Source organism: Enterobacter sp. BIDMC 26, from assembly GCF_000534435.1.
Taxonomy (GTDB): Bacteria; Pseudomonadota; Gammaproteobacteria; order Enterobacterales; family Enterobacteriaceae; genus Enterobacter; species Enterobacter ludwigii.
This window is the reverse complement of the sequence record NZ_KI973182.1, coordinates 600,930-621,011: the sequence shown is the minus strand read 5'-3', so window position 1 is coordinate 621,011 and position 20,082 is coordinate 600,930. Positions and strand designations below refer to the sequence as shown.

Here is a 20,082-nt window from a genome sequence, read left to right as displayed (position 1 = left end):
CTGGTGAGGGGATGCAGGTATGAGTCTCAAAAATAAAACCGCCGTTATCTTTGGTGGCAGCGGCGCTATTGGCAGCGCCACTGCGTACGCGCTCGCCTGTGAAGGGGCAACGGTCTACCTCGCGGCACGCGATCAGGCCAGGCTGGAGCACGTCGCTAACCGCATTCACGCCGCTGGCGGGTCAGCCCGGCTGTTTGTTTTCGATGCTCTCAATGCCGACGCGACGCTCCCGGACGTTGCCGGGATTGATATCGTCGTGAATGCCACGGGCTTTATGCACGACCAGGGTAAACGCCTCGACGCATTAACGCTCAGTGAATTCAGACAGGGGTTCGACCCTTTTCTGGCCGCCTATTTCAACATCGCCAAAGCTGTCGCACCCCGTATGGGCGGTGAGCGTGCCGGAACGCTTATCACCGTCGTTGCTCCGGCTGCAAATATGGCGATGCCGGGACATCTCGGGCATATCGTCGGCTGTGCGGGGACGGAAGCGTTAACCCGTGCGCTCGCGGCGGAGCTGGGGGCAAAGAATATTCGTGTCCTGTGCGTACGTTCGCATGCGATAGCCGACGCGGTTCAGGCCGGTTCCGGTGTGGGTGACCTGTTCGCCATCAAGGCACAGGCGATGGGCATCACCGTGGAGCAGTTTCTGGAGGGCGCGGCACAGAGCACGATGCTGAATCGCCTGCCGACGCTGGAGCAGGTGGCAGACACCATCGCGTTTCTGGCGTCAGATGCAGCCGGTGCCATCACGGGCACAACGGTAAACATGACGGCCGGCGCGACCACAATCTAACGTCCGCTCTCGCCCGCTATCCTGCCGACCATCGCCCGGATCTCCTCCCGGGTGAGCGGGGCTCTGTCGGTCACAAAGTGCAGCGTCATCCCTTCGATAAAGGCATCCAGCGCGCGGGTGGTCACCGGGTCGAACCACTGCTCAAGCGTGGTCTGGCTCATCTTCATCCAGTCCTGCATTACCGTTTTGAGCGCCGCACTGCGGTGCATAAAGGCATAGAGCTGGTACATCAGCGCCATATTCTGCGGCGTCGTGACCTGCGAACTGTGGATCAGCGTGGTGATGGATTCGCACGCCATTTCTGGCCCGGTCACGCCGGCGAAGAAATCCCGATACTGCTGCGACATCTGCCGGGTAAACCACGTAAAGGCCTCTTCCAGCAGCGACTCCATACCGTCAAAATAGTAGGTCATCGACCCCAGCGGCACGCCCGCGCAGGTGGCGATTTTCCGGTGCGTCACGGCATGAATACCGTGCTCTGCAATGGTGTCCAGGGTCGCCTGCAGGATCTTCTCCCGGCGTTGAGGATCGTTCGGTGCTCTGCTCATAAATTCCCCACGTGGTTTGTGTACAAATGTACACAAACTTGCTAGTGTTGTCGCTATTGTTGTACTTCCGGTGCTGACTTCAATGACTCTGACCTCCCCCCGTAGAACCCTGCAGCTGCGCATGTGGGCGCTGTTTATGTTCTTCTTTATTCCCGGTCTGCTGATGGCCTCATGGGCCACGCGTACCCCGGCCATTCGCGATATTTTATCCGTCTCAACGGCCGAGATGGGCATCGTGCTGTTTGGCCTGTCGATAGGCTCTATGAGCGGTATTCTGTGCTCCGCGTGGCTTGTCAAACGCTTCGGTACACGGGCGGTCATCCGCACCACCATGTGCTGTGCCGTGTTCGGGATGCTGGTGCTGAGCGTGGCGCTGTGGCTTGCCTCGCCGGTGCTGTTTGCCCTTGGGCTGACGGTGTTTGGCGGCAGCTTCGGTGCCGCTGAAGTGGCCATTAACGTTGAAGGGGCATCGGTTGAACGTGAGATGAATAAAACCGTACTGCCGATGATGCATGGCTTTTACAGCCTTGGCACGCTGGCCGGTGCGGGTGTGGGGATGGCGCTGACGGCCTCGGGCGTCGCCGCGAACCTGCATATTCTGCTGGCCGCACTGGTATGTATTATCCCCATTCTGACCGGTATCCGGGCGATCCCTGACGGCACCGGCAAGAACACCTCTGACGAACACGCCACCGCGGAAAAAGGGCTGCCGTTTTACCGCGACATTCAGCTGATGCTGATCGGCGTGGTGGTGCTGGCGATGGCCTTTGCGGAAGGGTCCGCTAACGACTGGCTGCCGCTGCTGATGGTTGACGGCCACGGTTTTAGCCCAACCTCCGGCTCCCTGATCTACGCCGGTTTCACCCTCGGGATGACCGTCGGGCGCTTTACCGGTGGCTGGTTTATTGACCGCTACAGCCGCGTGGCGGTGGTGCGTGCCAGCGCCCTGCTGGGCGGGCTGGGGATTGCGATGATCATCTTTGTGGACGTGGACTGGATTGCCGGCGTGTCGGTGATCCTCTGGGGTCTGGGGGCATCGCTTGGCTTCCCGCTCACCATTTCAGCCGCCAGCGACACTGGCCCGGATGCACCGACCCGCGTCAGCGTGGTGGCCACCACGGGCTACCTCGCCTTCCTGGTGGGGCCACCGTTGCTTGGCTTCCTCGGTGAGCACTACGGGCTGCGCAGCGCCATGCTGGTGGTGTTAGGGTTAGTGATCATCGCAGCGCTGGTAGCGCGCGCGGTCGCGAAGCCGGAAACGGAACAAACGACACTGGAGAAGGGATATGAGCGTTAAACTGATCGCCGTCGACATGGATGGCACGTTTCTGAGCGATGCCAAGACCTATAACCGCCCGCGTTTTCTGGCGCAATATGCACGAATGAAAGCGCAAGGCATTCGCTTTGCGGTTGCCAGCGGCAACCAGTACTACCAGCTGATTTCCTTTTTCCCGGAGATTGCCCATGAAATTGCGTTTGTCGCGGAAAATGGCGGCTGGGTGGTCAGCGCCGGGGAAGATGTCTTCAACGGTGAACTGTCGAAGACGCACTTCGACACCGTTGCCGCCGTGTTAAACGATGTGCCGGGCATTGAGATTATCGCCTGCGGAAAAAGCAGCGCCTATACGCTGAAGCATTATGACGACGGCTTTAAGGATATCGCGGCAAAGTACTACCACCGTCTCGAAATGGTGAGTGATTTCGGCAACCTGAACGATATTTTCTTCAAATTCGGGCTTAACGTCTCTGACGACGACATCCCGCGTATTCAGGCGATGTTGCACGAAAAGCTGAACGACATTATGGTGCCCGTCACGACCGGCCACGGCAGTATCGACCTCATCATCCCCGGGGTGCATAAAGCCAACGGTCTGCGAATATTGCAAAAGCGCTGGGGCATCGACGACAGCGAAGTGGTGGCTTTTGGCGATAGCGGGAACGACGTAGAAATGTTGCGCCAGTCAGGATTCAGCTTTGCGATGGCAAACGCCAGGCCGCATATTAAGGCGGTGGCGCGCTTTGAAGCCCCGCACAATAACGACGAAGGCGTGCTGGATGTAATTGATAAGGTGTTGAACGGCGAAGCGCCGTTTCATTGACGCCACCGTGGCCCTCTCCCACCGGGAGAGGGAAAACAGCTTACGGCTGTAAAGCATTCCCGACGCGTTTATCCTTCAGGAACACCACGATAAGCCCAACCCACAGCACGCCGTTAGCCAGATTAAACAGGCTGAACAGACCGTTGCCGCCAAATGCGTAGGCGTGTTTGCTCACCTCGATTCCAACGGTGAAAATCAGCATTTGCAACATGCCCATCGCCGCTGACACCGTGCCTTTGCTCATCTCGCTGGCAAACAGCGTCAGGCGCACCAGCCCGGCATTCGCCACACCGATACCGAACGCGTAAACGCTTAATCCTGCGGTCATCCACAGATACGCATGGGACGACACCACTGTCGCGACCGCCGCCAGAACCAGCCCGGCAGCGATGGGCCAGCCGCCCATAATGATCAAGGCACGCACCGTACGGCGGGATGTGAGACGCGCCAGCACCAGGTTACCGATAATCAGCGCGCCAAAAATCGGCACCTGCAGCAGGCCATACTCATAGCTGCTGAGCTGCTCGCCGCTGATGATAATGACCGGCGACTGGGCAATCCACGCCAGCAGAGGCAGGCTAACAAACCCCGTCGCCAGCGCGCCCGCCACAAAGCGGCCGTTCTTCAGCACTTCTTTGTAATCCCGGCCCAGCTCTTTTAGCGACAGTTTCTCACCCAGACGGGTAGCGGTTTCCGGCATCGCGCGGTGCAGGCCAAAGAAAGCGACGGCGGCCAGCACGGCAAACAGCACGAACATCCCTTCCCACGGTGCAACGTGTACCCAGGCAGCGCCCACCAGCGGCCCCAGCAGGGGCGCGATCAGCGCCACGTTCGCCATCAGCGCGGTAATCTTGATACACACCGCTTCCTCAAACGATTCCTGGATGGCGGCATACCCGACGGCACCGATAAAGCAGAGGCTCACCCCCTGCAGGAAGCGCAGCAGGGTAAATTGCTCAATATTTTGCGCCAGCAGCGTGGCGAGGCAGGTCACGATAAACCACACCACGCCCGTCAGCATCACCGGACGACGGCCTATACGATCCGACAGCGGCCCTAACAGCCACTGCAAAAACATGCCGCCAGCCAGATAGGCAGTCATGGAGGTCGGTACCCATTCGATCCCTGCGTTGTACTGTTCGACAACGGCCAGCATGCCGGGCTGGATCATATCGTTGCCGATGTAAGTAGAGAATTCGTAGAGCACCAGACATAAGGGGAAAAGCAACGCCTGACGACCCAGACGTGAACCAGAAGAAGAACGGTTTAACATGCAATCTCTTTATCGTGACAAAATCGCGACGAGTGTAATGAAATGCCCTGGCCCGAGATAGTGATTTATCCAGAAGAAACAGAAATAAAGCACATATCGTCTTTGTTTAAGGTTTCCTTAAGTTGACAGATTTATGATAGCCCCATTTCTCGTCAACGACTCCGGATTATGGCACCCACTTCCAGCCGTTCAGAATTGTCTAACTTACAGACAAATAAGACAAAACGACTTTACCGTCTACCACCCCGCTTTTATGGTTATCAGCTTTTAATACTGATAGCCCTTGCCGTGCTGTTTACCTGGCTATCCCGCGATGAAACGCTCGACAAATGGATCACCGGTTTATGGTATGACGCGGCTGCTCACCGTTTTCCACTGCAGCAAGACCACCTGCTGGACCTGCTGAACCATCGACTGGCGAAGTACATCGCCATCGCCGCAGGTGCTGTTGCGCTCATTTATGGCGCGTTCAGGCGCAATGCGAGACTGGTCACGGCCGCGCTGCTGATGGGGCTTGGCGCGCTGGTGGTTGGCGTACTGAAAAGCATAAGCCATCACAGCTGCCCGTGGGATCTGGTGGAGTATGGCGGTAAGGCCGTTTCTTATCCGCTGTTCAGTGCCGCTCCCGCTGACAGCGGTCCGGGGCGCTGTTTCCCCGGCGGTCATGCCTCCAGCGGCTTTATGGTGATGGGACTGTTCTTTGCCTTCTGGCGCGAGCGTCCGCGTCTTGCCTGGTGCTTCGTCGTGCTGGGCGTCGTTTTAGGTCTGGCGATGGGTTACGGCCAGGTCATGCGCGGGGCGCATTTTTTCTCTCACAACCTGTGGGCTGGGTGGTGGGTCTGGTTTTCCCAGTTGGTGGTCTACGGTCTGGTCTCCACCTGGTTTGCAAAAGAGTGACAACGCTATGTTAGAGAATTTGAATTACCAGCTGTTTTATCTCATCAACGCCACTCCGGCCTCGCCAGAGTGGATGATTGATTTCGCCACCTTCCTGGCAAAAGATCTGATCAGTATCGTGCCGGTACTGGCGGCGATCCTCTGGCTGTGGGGGCCGAGAAGCCAGGTGAAGGCGCAGCGCCAGCTGGTAATTAAGATGGCGATGGCCCTCGGGATCAGCGTGCTGGTCAGCTACATTCTGGGCCTGACGTTCCCGCACGACCGCCCCTTCGTCGACCACGCGGGGTATACTTTCCTGCACCATGCTCCGGATGACTCGTTCCCAAGCGATCACGGGACGGTTATCTTTACCTTCGCGCTGGCCTTCCTGTTCTGGCATCGTCTGTGGTCGGGTGCGGTGCTGATGATGGTGGCCGGGGCTATCGCCTGGTCTCGCGTTTATCTCGGCGTCCACTGGCCGATGGATATGGTGGGGGGGTTGCTGGTCGGTCTCATCGGCTGCGTCAGCGCAGCGCTCCTGTGGAATCTCTTCGGTGAAGCGCTCTACCGCGGCCTGTCTTATCTTTATCGCACCCTTTTTGCTATCCCGATCCGCAAAGGCTGGGTACGTGACTAACCCCAGTCTGACAGGTTACACTTGAACCCCCGCCCTGCGGGGGTTCACTTTTTTATCCCGAGGAACTATGGAAACACGTCGCGATGACCGCATTGCTCAGCTGATACAGGCGCTGAAGCGCAGTGATAAGCTTCATCTTAAGGAAGCCGCCAGCCTCCTCGGGGTCTCTGAGATGACCATTCGCCGGGATCTGAACAGCGAGAGCGCGCCTGTCGTGCTGCTGGGCGGATACATTGTGCTTGAGCCGCGTAGCGCCAGCCATTATCTGATCAGCGACCAAAAGACGCGCCTGGTGGAAGAGAAACGCAAAGCCGCCCGGCTTGCGGCCTCGCTGGTGCAGCCGCATCAGACGCTGTTTTTTGACTGCGGCACCACCACGCCGTGGATAATCGAAGCGATCGACAGCAGCATCCCGTTTACGGCGGTGTGTTACTCGCTGAATACCTTTCTGGCACTGCAGGAGAAACCCGAGTGCCGGGTGATCCTCTGTGGCGGTGAGTTTCACGCCAGCAATGCCATCTTTAAGCCGCTGAATCTGCAGGATACGCTCAGCAACGTATGTCCGGATATCGCGTTTTATTCCGCAGCGGGGGTCACTGTCCGTCAGGGAGCAACCTGCTTTAACCTGGAAGAGTTGCCGGTCAAGCACTGGGCATTAAGCGCCGCGCAGTACCATGTGCTGGTGGTCGATCACAGCAAGTTTGGCAAGGTTCGTCCGGCAAGAATGGGTGAGCTGTCGCTCTTTGACGCCATCGTCAGCGATTGCCGTCCGGATGAAGAGACCGTGGCCTACGCGAAAGCGCAGCAGGTGAAGTTGATGTACTGAGTCAGGTGCAGAGGTCATGCCGGGTGGCGCGATGCCACCCGACAATGGAGGCTTAACTGAACCAGCTGCCAAACCATCCGTGGAATTTCATCATGACGAAGTCCCACATCCGGCTAAAGAAACCGCCCTCTTCTACCGCTTCCATCACAATCAGCGGACGCTGTTCAATCGATTTGCCATTAAGCTGGAAATCAATCGTCCCGACCACCTGGCCTTTTTTCAGCGGCGCGGTGAGCTGGCTGTCGGTGAGGGTGTAGCTGGCTTTCAGGTTTTTCAGCTGACCACGGGGAATGGTCACCGACCCGCCTTCACCCGCCCCCAGGTTCACTTCACTCTTGTCACCAAACCAGACGCGCTGGCTGATGAACGTGGCATCCGGTTTAATGGGCGTGACGGTTTCATAGAAGCGGAAACCCCAGGTCAGCAATTTTTCTGATTCATTAAAACGAATGCGGTCGGTTTTGGTGCCCAGCACGACCGAGATCAGGCGCATATCGCCCTGAGTTGCGGAAGCGACCAGGTTATAACCCGCGCCAGCCGTGGTGCCGGTCTTCATACCGTCGACGTTGACGTTACTGCTCCACAGCAGACGGTTACGGTTCGGCTGGCGGATTTTGTTGAAGGTAAACTCTTTCTCTTTGTGGATGGCATATTCATCCGGCACGTCGTGGATCAACGCTTTGCCTAACAGCGCCATGTCGCGCGCGGTACTGAACTGACCCGGCGCATCCAGGCCGTGCACGGTTTTAAAGGTGGTATTGGTCAGGCCCAGTTTTTGCGCGTAGCCGTTCATCAGGCCAATAAAGGAGTCCTGACTGCCCGCAACGTAATCGGCCAGCGCAATACAGGCATCGTTACCGGACTGGATAATAACCCCTTTATTCAAATCAGACACTGATACCTGATCGCCGGGTTTGAGGAACATCACCGATGACCCACGCAGCGCCGGGTTGCCGGTCGCCCAGGCGTCCTTCCCGATGGTGACCATATCGTCAAGCTTGATTTTGCCCGCTTTCAGCGCCTGACCCACCACATAGCTGGTCATGATTTTCGTCAGGCTTGCCGGGTCAAGTTTCTCATCCGCATTGCCTTCCGCCAGCACTTTACCACTGGAATAATCCATCAGGATCCAGGCGCGCGCATCCACAGGCGGCGCTTCGGGCGCAGCCTGTTCCGCTGCGTAGAGAGTTGGTACAAACAGGAAAAGGAGCGCAGAGCCTGCCGCCAGGCTGCGCAGAGAAGTCATTTTTCGCGTCATAAATGCCACCCGAGTGTCCATTCAAAAATTACGTCACATCACCGTGTCGCAAGAAGCGATGAGTAATAGCGCACTAAAACGGTTAAAGAAACCTAACCAAGGTAAAGTTATTAAAGTTTATGCAATAACATTCAGATACGCTTTGATTCAGGCGATTTTTTTGTCTTCTGTTGCGTAATTGTTAGGTTTATCTCACCATGGCAAAACGCTGGCGTTGATTCACATCTCAGGTTGTTTGACTATTTCGGGAGTTTCTATGATTACGCTGTGGGGCAGGAACAATTCAACCAACGTTAAGAAAGTCCTCTGGACGCTGGAGGAGCTGGATTTACCGTTTAAGCAGGTGATGGCAGGTTTGCAGTTTGGGGTAAATAAAGATGCCGACTATCTGGCCATGAACCCAAACGGTCTGGTGCCCTTGCTGCGCGACGAAGAGACCGACGTGACGCTGTGGGAGTCCAACACCATCGTGCGTTACCTCGCGGCACAGTATGGTCAGAGCCGCCTGTGGGTGGACAGTCCTGCCCAACGCGCTCAGGGTGAAAAGTGGATGGACTGGGCAAACCAGACGCTCTCCCCCGCACACCGCGTGATCCTGATGGGGCTTGTCAGAACCCCCGAAGCTGACCGCGACTATCCTGCCATTCATGCAGCCCAGGACACCTGTGAAAACCTGTTTGCGATGATGGACGACGAACTGGCGAAGCATCCGTGGTTCTCAGGCGAACGCTTCGGCGTAGGCGATATTGCCGTTGCGCCCTTCATCTGGAACCTGACCAACATTGACGTTACCTGGTCGCCGCGCCCGCATCTTGAGCGCTGGCTGACGCAACTGAGCGAGCGCCCGGCATACCGTCACGTGGTGATGATCCCGGTGACCTGATTACGATCCGGACGGGCTGACTTTCAACAGTTGCCCGTCCGTCTCATCGGTCAGGACATACAGATACCCATCCGGCCCCACCCGCACATCGCGAATGCGCTGGTCTCTGTCACCTAAAATTCGCCCCTTCTCGGTAACCGTGTTGCCCTCTACGCTCAGCACGATAACGTCTTTCTCCTTCAGCGCCCCGACAAACAGCGTGTTTTTCCACTGCGGGAATACGTCACTGTTGTAAAACGCCATCCCGCTCACGGCGGGGGAGACTTTCCAGACAAAGAGCGGCTTTTCCGTTCCCTCGACGTGCTCGCCCTGGGCTTCCGGGATCTTCAGACCGCTGTAGTTGATACCGTGCGTCGCCAGCGGCCAGCCGTAGTTTTTGCCTTTCTCCGGGATATTGATTTCATCCCCGCCGCGTGGACCGTGCTCGTTAAGCCATAGCGTGTCGCTCCAGGGGTTCATCGCCATCCCCTGCGGATTACGAATGCCGTAAGACCAGATTTCGGGCCGTGCGCCGGGAGTGTTCACAAACGGATTATCGGCAGGCACTTTGCCGTCCTCCGTCAGGCGCACAACTTTGCCCTGCAGTTTATCCAGATCCTGCGCCGTCGGACGCTGGTTGTTCTCGCCCAGACCAATAAACAGATGGCCTTTGCCGTCGAAGACCAGTCGGCCACCGAAATGGTTACCGGTGGACAGTTTCGGCATCTGACGGAAGACCACCTGGAAACCGTCAATTCGGGAGAGATCATCGCTTAAGCGGCCATAGCCAACCGCCGTTCCCGCTTTGCCGTCATTCCCCGCCTCGGCATAGCTCAGCCAGACGCGGCGTGATTTTTCAAAATCCGGGGCGAGTGCCACGTCCAGCAACCCGCCCTGGCCGTTTGCCCAGACCTTGGGTACGCCGACGATCGGGTCGGAAAGCCCTTTTCCGGCCTGCCAGTGCTTTAACTGGCCTCCCTTAAGGGTCACCAGCAGCCCTTTATTGTCCGGCAGGAACGCCATCGACCAGGGATGATCGAGCCGGTTTTGCACAACGTCGACTTTTACCGCGTCAGGGGCGGCGAGGAGAGAAATCGGGAAAAATAACGCAGGCAGGAAAATCAGCGAAGATCGATGCATAACGCGCTCCTTTATCGGTTTATGGCATAAAGGTTAGCCACTGGGTCCGGGCACGTTATCACTTTTACAAAAGCTTAATCAGAAGGGGGAGTTGCCTCCCCCGGTGTCAGTGTTGTTCAAGCGTCTCGTGCTTGTTCAGACACATGATGCATAGAGAGAGCGTGGTCAGGCAGTTTTCAAGCTTCTCCGCGTTAACAGCGATAAAATTCGGGCAGTCGTGGCGTCCGTTCATCAAACATACCCCTGCAATGGAGAGCACCTCGGCGGCGCGGTGCAGCGCAACGAGTTCGCTTTCGGCGTATTCCGCTTTCAGGACGGGTGCTTTTTCACGCATGAAGTTGCAAAGTTCAAAGAGATTATCACGCAGATGTTCGCTTTCGCTGACTGACATATACCCTTTTGCCTTCCTCAACTGCAGGTACGCGGCAAGGTCGATTCGGGCATTGATCAGCTTGTTAAGCAGATCGCGTTTCAGTCTGTCAACGGACATGCTCTTTCCTCCTCTGTCAGCCATTGTGCACATTCAGAATAAGGTTATTTTTTGTACAGTTTAATGCCTGAGATCAATAATTCTTAACTGATTAACATTATTTACAATGTTACAACCTTCTCGCCGGTCATCCGCCTCGCAAAGAGTGTATAAATCCCCCGCGGAACGCTGTAAAATCCCGCCCTGATAACTCCATAATTGATGAATTTTTAACCTATGAGCAATGTTACGCACCAGCCTAAAATCGGCTTCGTCTCCCTGGGCTGCCCAAAAAACCTGGTGGATTCTGAACGCATCCTGACCGAACTGCGCACCGAGGGCTATGACGTGGTGCCAAGCTACGACAACGCCGACATGGTGATCGTTAACACCTGCGGGTTTATCGACAGCGCGGTTCAGGAGTCACTGGAAGCCATCGGCGAAGCCCTGACGGAAAACGGCAAAGTGATTGTGACCGGCTGTCTGGGCGCGAAAGTGGACCAGATCCGCGAAGTGCACCCGAAAGTGCTGGAGATCACCGGCCCGCACAGCTACGAGCAGGTACTGGAGCATGTTCATCACTATGTCCCTAAACCTAAGCACAATCCGTTCCTGAGCCTGGTGCCAGAACAGGGCGTGAAGCTGACCCCGCGTCACTATGCGTACCTGAAAATTTCCGAAGGCTGCAACCATCGCTGCACCTTCTGCATTATCCCGTCCATGCGTGGCGATTTGGTCAGCCGTCCGATTGGTGAAGTGCTGGCAGAAGCCAAACGTCTGGCAGACGCAGGCGTTAAAGAGCTGCTGGTCATTTCCCAGGATACCTCGGCCTATGGCGTCGACGTGAAGCATCGCTCTGGTTTCCACAACGGCGAGCCGGTGAAAACCAGCATGGTTGGCCTGTGCGAACAGCTTGCCAAACTGGGTATCTGGACACGTCTGCATTACGTCTACCCGTATCCGCACGTTGACGATGTCATCCCGCTGATGGCAGAAGGGAAAATTCTTCCGTATCTGGATATCCCGCTGCAGCACGCCAGCCCACGTATTCTGAAGCTGATGAAGCGTCCTGGCTCCGTCGATCGCCAGCTGGCACGCATCAAACAGTGGCGTGAAATCTGCCCGGACCTGACCCTGCGTTCCACCTTCATCGTGGGCTTCCCGGGCGAAACCGAAGAAGATTTCCAGATGCTGCTCGACTTCCTGAAAGAAGCACGTCTGGACCGCGTAGGCTGCTTCAAATACAGCCCGGTCGAAGGCGCGACCGCCAACGAACTGGCGGATCAGGTTCCGGAAGAGGTGAAAGAAGAGCGCTGGAACCGCTTCATGCAGCTGCAACAGCAGATCTCTGCTGAACGTCTGCAGGAAAAAGTGGGCCGCGAAATTCTGGTCATCATCGATGAAGTGGACGAAGAAGGCGCAATTGGCCGCAGCATGGCGGACGCCCCTGAAATCGACGGCGCGGTCTACCTGAACGGCGAAACCAGCGTCAAGCCGGGCGATATTGTCCGCGTGAAAGTTGAAAACGCCGACGAGTATGATTTGTGGGGAACCCGGGTTTAAAGGCGTTTACCCTTCCCTTCACCCTCTCCCGCCGGGAGAGGGTTTCCATCCTACCCCTTAATCCTCGGATCCAGCGCGTCGCGTAACCCGTCACCCAGCAGGTTAAACGCCAGCACGGTCAGGAAAATGGCCAGGCTCGGGAAGATGGCCACGTGCGGTGCAATGACCATGTCCGCTCTTGCTTCATTCAGCATCGCGCCCCACTCCGGTGTAGGCGGTTGCGCACCCAGCCCCAGAAACGACAGGCTGGCCGCCGAGATAATCGACACGCCGATACGCATGGTAAAATAGACCACGATAGACGACACCGTCCCCGGCAGAATATGGCTGAACAGGATAGTGGCATCGCTGGCCCCCATGCTGCGCGCAGACTCAATAAAGGTTTGCTGTTTGAGCACCAGCGTGTTGCCTCGCACCAGACGCGCAAACGCCGGTATTGAGAAGACCGCAACCGCAATAATGACGTTAGCCATACCGCTGCCCATTATCGCCACTACCGCAATCGCCAGCAGAATGCCCGGGAAGGCAAACAACACGTCGCAGATACGCATGATGATGCGGTCCCACCAGCCTTCGTAATATCCGGCGACCAGACCCAGCACGGTGCCGATTGCCGCGCCAATCAGTACCGCAAAAACCCCGGCGGCGAGAGAGATCTGCGCCCCCACCAGCACGCGGCTGAAGATGTCGCGCCCAAGCGAGTCCACGCCGAACCAGTGCAGCATCGACGGTCCATCATTGAGACGGTCGTAATCAAAATAGTTTTCCGCATCAAACGGTGCGACCCACGGCGCAATGACCGCCACCACAATCAGCAGCAGGACAAACAGCCCCGCCGTCATGGCGACCGGCTGACGGCGAAAACGCCGCCAGAATTCAGACCAGGGCGTGCGGATATGGTCCGGCTTTAGCCCCGGCATAGCGTTTAACATGGCCTGACGACGCCAGTTCAACAATCGCATTTTACTTATACCTGATGGCCGGGTTAATGGCGGCGTAGAGCACATCCACCACTAAGTTGATAAGAATAAATTCCAGTGAGAAAAGCAGGACTTCGGCCTGAATAACCGGGTAATCACGCATTTCGACTGAATCCACCAAAAGACGTCCCAGCCCCGGCCAGTTAAAGACTTTCTCTACCACAATCGAGCCGCCCAGCAGAAAACCAAACTGGAGCCCCATCATCGTCACCACCGGGATCATCGCGTTACGAAAGCCGTGTTTGAGGATGACCCATTTCTCGCTGACCCCTTTCGCCCGGGCGGTGCGAATATAATCTTCGCTCAGCACGTCAACGAACGAGGCGCGGGTAAAGCGGGCCATCACGGCCGCAACGGCCGCGCCCAGCGTCATCGAGGGCAGAATGTAGTGTTTCCAGGTGTCGGCCCCGACCGTCGGCAGCCAGCCCAGCTCCACGGAGAATATCTGCATCAGCAGCATCCCCAGTGCAAATGCCGGGAAGGAAATGCCCGTGACGGCCAGAGCCATACCCAGCTTATCCGGCCAGCGGTTGCGCCAGACGGCAGCGACAATTCCTGCGCCAAGACCAAACAGCACCGCCCAGCTCATGCTGGCAATGGTTAACCAGAACGTGGGCATAAAGCGGCTGGCAATCTCTTCCGAAACCGGACGACGTGACACCATAGAAGTGCCAAAGTCACCCTGCAGAACGTTGCCAATATAGTGGAGAAACTGCATATACAAAGGCTGGTCGAGGCCCAGTTGTTTTCGCACCAGCGCGATAACCGTTGCATCCGCATCTGACCCTGCAACCAGACGTGCCGGATCGCCCGGCAGCATATGAACAAACAAAAACACCAGCACCGCCACAATCAGCAGCGTCGGGATAAGCCCCAACAGGCGTTTACAAACATAATTCAGCATGCCTTTCCCTCTCATCCCACAGGCGGTGGCCTGCGGGCATGAGTATTATTTTAAATCTGCTTCATCAAAGCTAAAGCCCGTATCCGGCATGATGTAGAACCCGGTCAGCGCTTTGTTATGCGCGGAAACCAGTTTTTCCACCACCAGCGGTACCCACGGTGACTCTTTCCAGATGATATCCTGCGCCTCTTTATACAGGCGCGCTTTCTCTTCCGGTTTGGTCGTTTTCAGGGCATCCGCCAGGTCTTTATCCACCTTCGGGTTGCTGTAGAAGGCCGTATTGAACAGGGTCGGCGGCCAGTTCTGTGAGGCGAACAGCGGCGACAGCGCCCAGTCCGCTTCACCGGTAGAGGCCGACCAGCCGGTGTAGAACATCCGTACGCCGCTCTCTTTCTGCCCTTTCCCTTCCACTTCAGCCGCACGCTGACCGGCATCCATCGCGGTGACCTGCGCCTTGATACCTACCTGCGCCAGCTGCTGCTGGGTAAATTGCAGCACCTTCTGAGCGGTACTGTGATTATGCGACGACCAGAGCGTGGTGCTAAAGCCGTTCGGGAAGCCCGCCTCTTTTAACAGCTCACGCGCTTTGGCCGGATCGTAAGGCCACGGTTGATAGTTTTGCGAATAGGCGATCGCCGGAGGCAGCACGCCGGTAGCCGGCGTGGCATAGCCAGCAAAGGCGACTTTTACCAGCGCCTGGCGGTTAATGGCGTAGTTGATGGCCTCTCGCACCTTTGGATTATCAAACGGCTTTTGCGTCACGTTCATGCTGATATAGCGCTGCATAATGGACGGGCTGGCGACCAGCTCCAGCTTGCTGTTTTTCTGCAGAATGGCGGCTTGCTCATAGGGGATCGGGAACGCGAACTGCGCCTCGCCGGTCTGCAGCATCGCCGCGCGGGTGTTGTTGTCCACCACCGGACGCCAGGTAATGGTGTCCAGCTTCGGCAGACCCGGCTGCCAGTAACCCGCAAACTTCTTAACCTTCACAAAGTCGGTCTGGTTCCAGGTGAGCAGCTCGTAGGGGCCGGTCCCCACCGGATGGAACCCGATCTCTTTGCCGTATTTTTTCAGCGCGGCAGGCGAAATCATCGCCGTGGCCGGATGCGCCAGAATATTGATAAACGCCGAGAACGGCTCTTTCAGAGTGATCTTCACCGTCGTCGGGTCGACCACCTCGGTGCTGGCGATGTTTTTATACAGGTTGTAGCGCTTGAGGCTATTTTCCGGGTTGCTGGCGCGATCGAGGTTTATCTTCACCGCCTCCGCGTTGAAATCTGTACCGTCCTGGAACTTCACGCCGGTTCTGAGCTTAAGGGTATACACCAGCCCGTCGCTGGAAACGGTATACCCTTCCGCCAGCACATTTTTAAGTTTCATCTCGCTATCCAGGCCAAACAGCCCCTGATAGAACGATTTCGCCACCGCCTGGGAGAGCGTATCGTTGGCATCATACGGATCCAGCGTGGTGAAATTGGAACCGACGGCGACCACCACATCTTTGGCAGCGAACGCCGGCGCGGCGGCCAGGGCTGCCGTCACGCTCGCGGCGAGTAACCATTTGCGCGCTACAAATTTAACCATTGTGTTCTCCTGCCTGTTTTAAGTTATAACCGCGAGAATGCATTGTCCTGACGCGGAGGGGCCACAAAATGCCCCGGGCCAACCTCGCGCAGCGCCACGCGCTCCACCGCCTCGCCCCGTTTACGAATATTGCTTGGCATTTCGTCCTGCAGCAGCACACGCTGGCCGTGGCGATGCTCAGGGTCGGCAACCGGCACTGCGGCGATAAGCTTGCGTGTGTAAGGGTGCTGTGGATTTTCAAATACCGCCCTGCGCGGTCCTATCTCCACAATTTGTCCCATAAACATCACCGCGACACGGTGGCTGATACGCTCAACCACCGCCATGTCGTGTGAGATAAAGAGGAAGGCAATTCCCATATCCCGCTGCAGATCGAGCAGTAAATTAATGATTTGCGCCCGGATAGAGACATCCAGCGCCGAGACGGATTCATCTGCAATCACCACTTTCGGGTTAAGCGCCAGCGCGCGGGCAATGCAAATACGCTGCCGCTGACCGCCCGAAAACTCGTGCGGATAACGCCAGGCATGTTCTGGCTTCAGCCCCACACGCTCAAGCAGCCAGGCCACCCGACGCTGCGCGGCTTCACCGTCGAGCAGGTTATGCACCCGCAGCGGCTCCGTAAGTGAATACCCCACCGTGTGGCGCGGGTCGAGGGAGGCATACGGATCCTGGAAAATAAACTGGATATCTCGCCTCACCGCCTGCAGTTTGCTGTCCGGAAGGGTATCAATGCGTTCCCCGTTAAAGGTTATGCTGCCCTCCTGGGACTCCACCAGCCTGAGCAGCGCCCGCCCGGTGGTGGATTTGCCGCAGCCTGACTCTCCCACCAGCGCCAGCGTTTCGCCTGGCCATAAATCAAAACTGACGTTTTCAACCGCATGCACCTCGCGCTTCACGCGGTTAAACATTCCGCTGCGCAGGGGAAAACGGGTCACCAGATCGCGCACTTCCAGAATCGGCTTGCCGGGTACCACGGTATCCTGCTCGATTTCATCTTCCTGCTGGCCTGCCGCTTCGAGAGAAATCAACGGGAACCGGCGCGGTAAATCACTGCCATTCATCGCCCCCAACCGCGGAACCGCCGCCAGCAGCGCTTTGGTGTAAGGATGAACCGGCGCATGGAAAATTTGCTCAACCGTGCCGGTTTCCACGGCGTTGCCCTTGTGCATGACCAGCACGCGATCGGCAATATCGGCGACCACGCCCATATCGTGGGTGATGAAAATCACCCCCATCTCCATCTCCTGCTGCAGCACTTTGATAAGCTGCAGAATTTGCGCCTGAATAGTCACATCCAGTGCCGTCGTGGGTTCGTCGGCAATCAGCACCGCGGGACGGCAGGAGAGCGCCATCGCAATCATGACGCGCTGACGCATACCGCCAGAAAGCTGATGCGGGTAGCGTCCCAGAATGGCCTGCGCTTCCGGTATGCGTACCAGGTCAAGCATGCGTTTCGCTTCACGAAGCGCCTCATCACCACTCAACCCCTGATGCAGGCGGATGGACTCGGCAATCTGTTCACCGACCGGAAAGACCGGGTTCAGCGAGGTCATCGGCTCCTGGAAGATCATCGCAATATCGGCCCCGCGCACGCTCTGCATCTGCGAGGCGCTCAGCTCATTTAAATCAATGACCTGGTGGTTACGCCGGCGCAGCAGCATTTTTTCGCAGCTGACCTGTCCGCCGGTCTGTTCCAGCAGGCGCATCAGTGCCAGTGCGGTGACCGATTTCCCTGAACCGGACTCGCCCACAATCGCCAGCGTTTCGCCGCGGTTGAGCGAGAACGATAAATTCTGTACTGCGGGGATGAACTGCCGCTCTTCCTGAAACGCAATATTCAGTTGATGGACAGCCAGCACTTCACGGTTGTCCAGCTCTTCACTGTGCGGCACGCTTTGCCCCCTTATTCACGATAGATCCCCGTACTGGGTTCATCACCGGCATAACCCCACGCGCGGTACATACCTTCGCTGTTAAACGGCAATGCCACGTTGCCCTCACGATCCACCGCAATTAACCCACCGATACCCCCCAGTGCGGGCAGTTTCTCCATCACCACGCGCTCACAGGCTTCGGCCAGGCTTAACCCGCCGTAATCCATCAGCGCGGTGATGTCATACGCCGCGAGGGCGCGAATAAACACTTCACCGGTTCCGGTGCATGACACTGCCGCCGTGGCGTTATTGGCATAGCACCCTGCCCCCGGCAATGGACTGTCACCGACCCGGCCCGGCAGTTTGTTGGTCATTCCGCCGGTCGACGTAGCCGCAGCCAGATTCCCGGCTTTATCAAGAGCCACCGCCCCTACCGTGCCCATTTTGCTGCGCTCATCGAGCGGCGCGGTATGGTCAAGCTGCGTCACGTTTGCCGAGCGCGCCTCAAGCAGCTGTTGATAACGCTCCGGCGTTGAAAACAGATCGGGAGAAACTGGCGTCATGCCATGTTCCGCGGCAAACGTCTCCGCCCCGGCCCCGGTCAGAAGAACATGCGGGCTCGCCTCCATCACCAGACGCGCGGCCAGCACCGGATTACGCAGATGGCTCACCCCCGCGACGGCGCCCGCTTTAAGGGTGACACCGTCCATGACGCAGGCATCCAGCTCGTGCGTTTCATCGCGGGTAAAGACCGAACCAATGCCCGCGTTAAACAACGGGCACTCTTCCAGCAGACGTACCGCCTCGGTAACCACATCCAGCGCGCTCTCGCCCGCCTCCAGCATCCGCTGGCCCGTTTCCACAATGGCATACAGCGCATCAATATAACGTTTTTCCTGCTCGGGACTGAGCAGGGCACGGGTGATTGCCCCGGCGCCACCATGAATTGCGATTACCGCATTAACCATTCCCATCACCCGTTAGCCTGATTTGCGGCTTTTTCTATAAATATCATTATCGTCGCTGAAACTTCAGATGATTTTTGAATATAGAAAGACGCAACTGTGATGTAAAGCGTACACCCATCGGGTCATACAGTTAGTGGCACTTTTCTGCCATAATGGACGCTTTCGTCGTTACTCCGCAGGAGCCCACCATGGATTTTACCGCCGGACTGATGCCGCTTGAGGCGGCACTCACGCAGATGCTTGACCGAATTTCCCCCCTGCACGACCACGAGACGCTGCCATTGGTGCGCTGTTTTGGTCGTATTGCCGCGCGCGATATCGTCTCTCCTCTTAACGTGCCTGGGTTCGATAACTCCGCAATGGACGGCTACGCGGTACGCCTGGCGGATATCCGGACGGATACGGCGCTGCCCGTGGCGGGTAAGGCATTTGCCGGTCAGCCATTTAACGGTGAGTGGCCTGCGGGTAGCTGCATACGCATCATGACCGGTGCCCCCGTACCGCCAGGCTGCGAAGCGGTGGTGATGCAGGAAGAGACCGAACAAACGGAAGCGGGCATCCGCTTCACCGCGAGTGTTAAAGCGGGACAGAATATCCGTCGTACCGGTGAAGACATCACGCGTGGCGCAACGGTATTTGCCGCCGGGCAGAAACTGACGGTGGGCGAACTGCCGGTGCTGGCCTCGCTCGGCATCGCAGAAATTGACGTTATCCGCAAGGTACGCGTGGCGGTCTTTTCCACAGGCGATGAACTCCAGCTTCCGGGCCAGCCACTGCAGGACGGCCAGATTTACGACACTAACCGCCTCGCGGTACACCTGATGCTTGAACAGCTGGGGTGTGAGGTCATTAACCTTGGCATCATTGCGGATGATCCGGAGAAACTGCGCGCCGCGTTTATTGAAGCGGACCGGTCGGCGGACGTGGTAATTAGCTCCGGCGGCGTTTCCGTAGGTGAAGCGGATTACACCAAAACCATTCTTGAAGAGCTGGGGGAGATCGGCTTCTGGAAACTGGCCATCAAGCCGGGCAAACCGTTCGCGTTTGGTCAGCTGAAACACAGCTGGTTCTGCGGCCTGCCGGGTAACCCGGTTTCCGCCGCCCTGACCTTCTACCAGCTGGTGATTCCGCTGCTGGCAAAACTGTCTGGTAACCAGGCCCACCCGCTGCCGGTTCGCCAGCGCGTACGAGCGGCGACGCGCCTGAAGAAATCACCGGGCCGTCTTGATTTCCAGCGCGGTATTCTGACGCGCAACGCTGAAGGCGAGCTGGAAGTGAGCACCACCGGACACCAGGGCTCGCACATCTTCAGCTCGTTCAGCCAGGGCAACTGCTTTATCGTTCTCGAGCGTGAACGCGGCAGCGTGGAGCCGGGTGAATGGGTTGAGGTGGAAAGCTTTAACCACCTCTTCGGAGGCTAAC

At 57.4% G+C, this 20,082-nt stretch carries 19 protein-coding genes; 9 read left to right on the top strand and 10 right to left on the bottom strand.

Annotated elements, in window-relative coordinates:
* Positions 1–19 precede the first annotated feature (19 nt).
* The gene (locus tag L462_RS20330; RefSeq protein WP_032677756.1) at positions 20–796 is read left to right on the top strand and encodes an SDR family NAD(P)-dependent oxidoreductase; all 777 of its coding nucleotides are present in this window, start codon (positions 20–22) and stop codon (positions 794–796) included.
* On the opposite strand, the gene L462_RS20335 is transcribed toward L462_RS20330, so the two are convergent.
* A complete protein-coding gene (locus L462_RS20335) occupies positions 793–1,344 on the bottom strand; it encodes a TetR/AcrR family transcriptional regulator (protein WP_020884879.1) in 552 nt (183 codons plus the stop codon). The two genes, L462_RS20330 and L462_RS20335, sit on opposite strands and share 4 nt — an antisense overlap.
* Before the next feature lie 82 nt (positions 1,345–1,426).
* Between L462_RS20335 and L462_RS20340 the strand changes: the two genes are divergently transcribed.
* Both L462_RS20340 and L462_RS20345 read left to right on the top strand, forming a co-directional pair.
* Positions 1,427–2,641, top strand: coding sequence for an MFS transporter (locus L462_RS20340; RefSeq protein WP_032677755.1), 1,215 nt, complete (start codon positions 1,427–1,429; stop codon positions 2,639–2,641).
* Entirely contained in the window at positions 2,631–3,443 is an 813-nt protein-coding gene (locus L462_RS20345; RefSeq protein WP_020884881.1) for a Cof-type HAD-IIB family hydrolase, read from the top strand. The genes L462_RS20340 and L462_RS20345 overlap by 11 nt, the downstream gene beginning before the upstream one ends.
* A 40-nt stretch (positions 3,444–3,483) precedes the next feature.
* Here L462_RS20345 and L462_RS20350 read toward each other — a convergent pair whose 3' ends face one another.
* Positions 3,484–4,716 (bottom strand): MFS transporter, encoded by a 1,233-nt coding sequence (locus L462_RS20350; protein ID WP_014169295.1) that lies wholly within the window; start codon positions 4,714–4,716, stop codon positions 3,484–3,486.
* Between the two features lie 168 nt (positions 4,717–4,884).
* On the opposite strand from L462_RS20350, the gene L462_RS20355 reads away from it, so the two are divergent.
* From L462_RS20355 to deoR, 3 genes are all read left to right on the top strand, one after another.
* Positions 4,885–5,613, top strand: coding sequence for a phosphatase PAP2 family protein (locus L462_RS20355; RefSeq protein WP_032677754.1), 729 nt, complete (start codon positions 4,885–4,887; stop codon positions 5,611–5,613).
* Between the two features lie 7 nt (positions 5,614–5,620).
* A complete protein-coding gene (ybjG, locus tag L462_RS20360) occupies positions 5,621–6,229 on the top strand; it encodes an undecaprenyl-diphosphate phosphatase (RefSeq protein WP_032677753.1) in 609 nt (202 codons plus the stop codon).
* Between the two features lie 67 nt (positions 6,230–6,296).
* Positions 6,297–7,055, top strand: coding sequence for a DNA-binding transcriptional repressor DeoR (gene deoR, locus L462_RS20365; protein ID WP_032677752.1), 759 nt, complete (start codon positions 6,297–6,299; stop codon positions 7,053–7,055).
* 52 nt (positions 7,056–7,107) lie between these two features.
* On the opposite strand, the gene dacC is transcribed toward deoR, so the two are convergent.
* Positions 7,108–8,313 (bottom strand): serine-type D-Ala-D-Ala carboxypeptidase, encoded by a 1,206-nt coding sequence (gene dacC, locus L462_RS20370; protein WP_020884884.1) that lies wholly within the window; start codon positions 8,311–8,313, stop codon positions 7,108–7,110.
* 256 nt (positions 8,314–8,569) lie between these two features.
* Between dacC and L462_RS20375 the strand changes: the two genes are divergently transcribed.
* Positions 8,570–9,196 carry a glutathione S-transferase family protein gene (locus L462_RS20375; protein ID WP_032677751.1) on the top strand — a complete coding sequence of 209 codons (627 nt, stop codon included), beginning with the start codon at positions 8,570–8,572 and terminating at the stop codon, positions 9,194–9,196.
* Here L462_RS20375 and L462_RS20380 read toward each other — a convergent pair whose 3' ends face one another.
* Together L462_RS20380 and bssR are read right to left on the bottom strand one after the other, a co-directional pair.
* Positions 9,197–10,315 (bottom strand): PQQ-dependent sugar dehydrogenase, encoded by a 1,119-nt coding sequence (locus L462_RS20380; protein ID WP_020884886.1) that lies wholly within the window; start codon positions 10,313–10,315, stop codon positions 9,197–9,199.
* Positions 10,316–10,421: 106 nt separating this feature from the next.
* A complete protein-coding gene (bssR, locus tag L462_RS20385) occupies positions 10,422–10,805 on the bottom strand; it encodes a biofilm formation regulator BssR (protein ID WP_032677750.1) in 384 nt (127 codons plus the stop codon).
* Between the two features lie 216 nt (positions 10,806–11,021).
* Here bssR and rimO point away from each other — a divergent pair, with 216 nt between their 5' ends.
* Positions 11,022–12,347, top strand: coding sequence for a 30S ribosomal protein S12 methylthiotransferase RimO (rimO, locus tag L462_RS20390; RefSeq protein WP_032677749.1), 1,326 nt, complete (start codon positions 11,022–11,024; stop codon positions 12,345–12,347).
* Between the two features lie 50 nt (positions 12,348–12,397).
* On the opposite strand, the gene gsiD is transcribed toward rimO, so the two are convergent.
* Genes gsiD through iaaA form a run of 5 tightly spaced genes read right to left on the bottom strand, consistent with a single transcriptional unit; the run spans position 12,398 to position 18,660 of the window.
* Entirely contained in the window at positions 12,398–13,309 is a 912-nt protein-coding gene (gsiD, locus tag L462_RS20395; protein WP_020884888.1) for a glutathione ABC transporter permease GsiD, read from the bottom strand.
* 1 nt (position 13,310) lies between these two features.
* The gene (gene gsiC, locus L462_RS20400) at positions 13,311–14,231 is read right to left on the bottom strand and encodes a glutathione ABC transporter permease GsiC (protein ID WP_020884889.1); all 921 of its coding nucleotides are present in this window, start codon (positions 14,229–14,231) and stop codon (positions 13,311–13,313) included.
* Positions 14,232–14,276: 45 nt separating this feature from the next.
* Entirely contained in the window at positions 14,277–15,815 is a 1,539-nt protein-coding gene (gene gsiB / locus L462_RS20405; protein ID WP_032677748.1) for a glutathione ABC transporter substrate-binding protein GsiB, read from the bottom strand.
* 23 nt (positions 15,816–15,838) lie between these two features.
* Entirely contained in the window at positions 15,839–17,710 is a 1,872-nt protein-coding gene (gene gsiA / locus L462_RS20410) for a glutathione ABC transporter ATP-binding protein GsiA (RefSeq protein WP_032677746.1), read from the bottom strand.
* 11 nt (positions 17,711–17,721) lie between these two features.
* Positions 17,722–18,660 (bottom strand): beta-aspartyl-peptidase, encoded by a 939-nt coding sequence (iaaA, locus tag L462_RS20415; RefSeq protein WP_032679658.1) that lies wholly within the window; start codon positions 18,658–18,660, stop codon positions 17,722–17,724.
* Between the two features lie 188 nt (positions 18,661–18,848).
* Between iaaA and moeA the strand changes: the two genes are divergently transcribed.
* Positions 18,849–20,081 carry a molybdopterin molybdotransferase MoeA gene (gene moeA / locus L462_RS20420; RefSeq protein WP_032677745.1) on the top strand — a complete coding sequence of 411 codons (1,233 nt, stop codon included), beginning with the start codon at positions 18,849–18,851 and terminating at the stop codon, positions 20,079–20,081.
* Position 20,082 lies beyond the last annotated feature (1 nt).

Coding starts and splice junctions, on each gene's coding strand:
- moeA (WP_032677745.1), top strand. CDS start 18,849: ATGGATTTTACCGCCGGACTGATGCCGCTTGAGGCGGCACTCACGCAG.
- gsiD (WP_020884888.1), bottom strand. CDS start 13,309: ATGCGATTGTTGAACTGGCGTCGTCAGGCCATGTTAAACGCTATGCCG.
- L462_RS20380 (WP_020884886.1), bottom strand. CDS start 10,315: ATGCATCGATCTTCGCTGATTTTCCTGCCTGCGTTATTTTTCCCGATT.
- L462_RS20335 (WP_020884879.1), bottom strand. CDS start 1,344: ATGAGCAGAGCACCGAACGATCCTCAACGCCGGGAGAAGATCCTGCAG.
- deoR (WP_032677752.1), top strand. CDS start 6,297: ATGGAAACACGTCGCGATGACCGCATTGCTCAGCTGATACAGGCGCTG.
- L462_RS20355 (WP_032677754.1), top strand. CDS start 4,885: ATGGCACCCACTTCCAGCCGTTCAGAATTGTCTAACTTACAGACAAAT.
- L462_RS20340 (WP_032677755.1), top strand. CDS start 1,427: ATGACTCTGACCTCCCCCCGTAGAACCCTGCAGCTGCGCATGTGGGCG.
- dacC (WP_020884884.1), bottom strand. CDS start 8,313: ATGACGCGAAAAATGACTTCTCTGCGCAGCCTGGCGGCAGGCTCTGCG.
- iaaA (WP_032679658.1), bottom strand. CDS start 18,660: ATGGTTAATGCGGTAATCGCAATTCATGGTGGCGCCGGGGCAATCACC.
- gsiB (WP_032677748.1), bottom strand. CDS start 15,815: ATGGTTAAATTTGTAGCGCGCAAATGGTTACTCGCCGCGAGCGTGACG.
- bssR (WP_032677750.1), bottom strand. CDS start 10,805: ATGTCCGTTGACAGACTGAAACGCGATCTGCTTAACAAGCTGATCAAT.
- rimO (WP_032677749.1), top strand. CDS start 11,022: ATGAGCAATGTTACGCACCAGCCTAAAATCGGCTTCGTCTCCCTGGGC.
- L462_RS20350 (WP_014169295.1), bottom strand. CDS start 4,716: ATGTTAAACCGTTCTTCTTCTGGTTCACGTCTGGGTCGTCAGGCGTTG.
- ybjG (WP_032677753.1), top strand. CDS start 5,621: ATGTTAGAGAATTTGAATTACCAGCTGTTTTATCTCATCAACGCCACT.
- L462_RS20345 (WP_020884881.1), top strand. CDS start 2,631: ATGAGCGTTAAACTGATCGCCGTCGACATGGATGGCACGTTTCTGAGC.
- L462_RS20330 (WP_032677756.1), top strand. CDS start 20: ATGAGTCTCAAAAATAAAACCGCCGTTATCTTTGGTGGCAGCGGCGCT.
- gsiC (WP_020884889.1), bottom strand. CDS start 14,231: ATGCTGAATTATGTTTGTAAACGCCTGTTGGGGCTTATCCCGACGCTG.
- L462_RS20375 (WP_032677751.1), top strand. CDS start 8,570: ATGATTACGCTGTGGGGCAGGAACAATTCAACCAACGTTAAGAAAGTC.